This window comes from Arsenicibacter rosenii, from assembly GCF_001870735.1.
Classification (GTDB): Bacteria; Bacteroidota; Bacteroidia; order Cytophagales; family Spirosomataceae; genus Arsenicibacter; species Arsenicibacter rosenii.
Genome location: NZ_MORL01000093.1, coordinates 1 through 2632 on the forward strand (window position 1 = coordinate 1; position 2632 = coordinate 2632).

Consider the following 2632-nt stretch of genomic DNA (forward strand, 5'->3'; position numbering starts at 1 on the left):
GATCTGGCTGTTTTCTACCTCCGCTGGCGTCAGCTGCCACAAGAGCAGCTCGACCATATCGATGCCTATCTGAAATCGGGAAAGCCGGTCATGGGATTCCGGACAACAACCCATGCGTTTAATTTTCCGGCCGGTGATCCCCGTGTGCGCTGGAATGCCTTCGGTGAATTTGCGTTCGGAGCTCCTCCGGGCTGGGGCGGAGCCGCTAAACATACCCACTACGGCCACAAGAGCACAACTGATGTGACGATCATTCCGGAGGCGGCCAAACATCCGGTTCTGACGGGCGTTGCTCCTGCCTTTCACCAGTCTTCGTGGCTTTATCGGGTACTGCCCGACTATCCGGCAAAAGGTGCGACCCCGCTGCTGATGGGGAAATCGGTTAACCCGGATAAAGAGGCAATTGACAATCCGGTTGCCTGGACATGGACCAATCAGTGGGGCGGAAAAGCCTTTATGACTACACTCGGGCATCCGGAAGATTTTCAGGCCGAAGCCTTTCAGCGACTGATCATCAATGCCATTCATTGGGAGCTTGGGAAGCCCGTACCCAAAAAATGGAAAGGCAAAATGGCCATCAATGTGCCTTACGGCCACCCGAAATAACGGAAATCAAACCGGCGACCTTCTGTATACAACCCTTTTCTGAACAACGTCATGAATAAAGTCAGCATCACCGGATGGCTAGTCACGCTCAGCATTGTCCTGATTGCTTTTTCTGCTTTTCAACCCAACCCCGACCGGAAGATCCCGCTCCGTAAAGCAGCCCATATTTCCCTGATTGGCGGCAATCTGGGCTCGCGGGAGATGAATTACGGCTATTTCGAAACCGAATTACACAGCCGGTATCCCGATAGCCTGCTGTTCGTCCGGAACATGTGTGATGGCGGGGATACGCCGGGCTTCCGTCCGCATGCCAGCCGGAAGAAACCCTGGGCTTTTCCGGGTGCGGAAAAATTTCAGAGCGAGTATGCAAAGGACTCTGACAGTCAGGGGCATTTTGATAGTCCTGACGAATGGCTTACCCGGTTGAAAACCGATATCCTCATCGGCCTGTTTGGCTATAGCGAATCGTTTCAGGGGAAAGCCGGCCTGGCTACCTACAAGGCCGAGCTGGATGCCTTCATCAAGTATACCTTAAGTCAGCGGTACAACGGCACCACTGCCCCGAAACTGGTGCTTGTCTCCCCGATTGCGTTCGAAGACCTGTCTGACCGCTACGACCTGCCGAACGGTAAAGCCGAAAACGCGAATCTGTTGCTGTATACCAACGCTATGAAAGAGGTGGCAGCCCAAAACAATGTCCTGTTTATCGACGCCTTTACGCCGACGCAGCAATGGTATGCCTCAACCGCTGAACCCCTGACCATCGACGGCTTTCAACTCAATGACGAGGGGTATAAACGTTTTGGTATGTTTCTGGCCGACGCCGTTTTTGGCAAAACCGCCCCGAATCCAAAGGTAAACACCCGGATGGTCCGCGATGCTGTGCTGGAAAAAGACTGGATGTGGCATAATGACTATAAAATCCCGAACGGCGTCCATGTCTACGGCCGCCGCTATAATCCGTTCGGTCCGGATAACTACCCTGCCGAAATCGAAAAAATCAGGGAAATGACCGCTATCCGGGATCAGGCAATCTGGCTGGCAGCCACTAAAGGGGAGAAAATGGACCTGGCCGCTGCGGATATGAACACCCGGCAACTGCCCGCGGTTAAAACCAACTATAACCCGGATAAAAACGGCAGCCTGACCTATCTCTACGGACAGGAAGCCCTGGCAAAACTGAAGGTGGCACCAGGCTTTAAAATTGAGCTGTTTGCCTCTGAATCCGATTTTCCGGACCTGGCCAAACCCATGCAGATGTCCTTTGATAACAAGGGCCGGCTGTGGGTAGCCACCATGCCGAGTTACCCCCACTACAAGCCCGGCGATCCGAAGCCTGACGACAAGATTATCATTCTCGAAGACACCAACCAGGATGGTAAAGCCGACAAACAAACGGTTTTTGCCGATCACCTGCACTTGCCGCTGGGTTTTGAAATAGCAAAAGAAGGCGTATATGTCTCACAGGGTACGAATTTTAAAATCCTGAAAGATACCGACGGCGATGGCAAAGCCGACAAATCAGACATTCTGCTGAGCGGTTTCGACGACCACGATACGCACCACAACAGCCATGCCTATACCGTCGATCCTTCCGGAGCCATTTATTCGGGCGAAGGCGTTTTCCTGCATACCGATGTTGAAACGCCTTACGGAACGGTGCGGGCAACAAACGGCGGGTTTTACCGGTATAGCCCGCAACTGCATAAACTGGAACGGACAGCTCAGCTTTCCATCCCGAATCCGTGGGGCATTGCCTTTGATGATTGGGGACAGCCTTTCTTTGCCGAAACCTCCAGTCCGGATGTCCGCTGGATGCTGCCGGGTACGGTGCTCCCGCGTTATGGCGAGTATACCCATAAGAGCGTACAGTTGGTTGAAGATGCTCACCGGGTCCGGCCAACGTCGGGCCTCGAATTTGTGTCGAGCCGCCATTTCCCGGACGAATACCAGGGTGACTTCCTGATAAACAATACCATCGGTTTTCTGGGCACGAAGCAACACACCCTCGCTGACGACGGAACGG

General features: G+C 53.5%; 2 protein-coding genes. Both read left to right on the plus strand.

What is annotated here, in order from left to right:
* Nucleotides 1-606: ThuA domain-containing protein (locus tag BLX24_RS29920; protein ID WP_071506861.1), on the plus strand; the 606-nt coding region annotated here is incomplete at its 5' end.
* A 51-nt stretch (nucleotides 607-657) separates the two neighbouring features.
* On the plus strand, nucleotides 658-2632 hold a 1975-nt coding region (locus BLX24_RS29925), incomplete at its 3' end, for a PVC-type heme-binding CxxCH protein (RefSeq protein ID WP_374755025.1).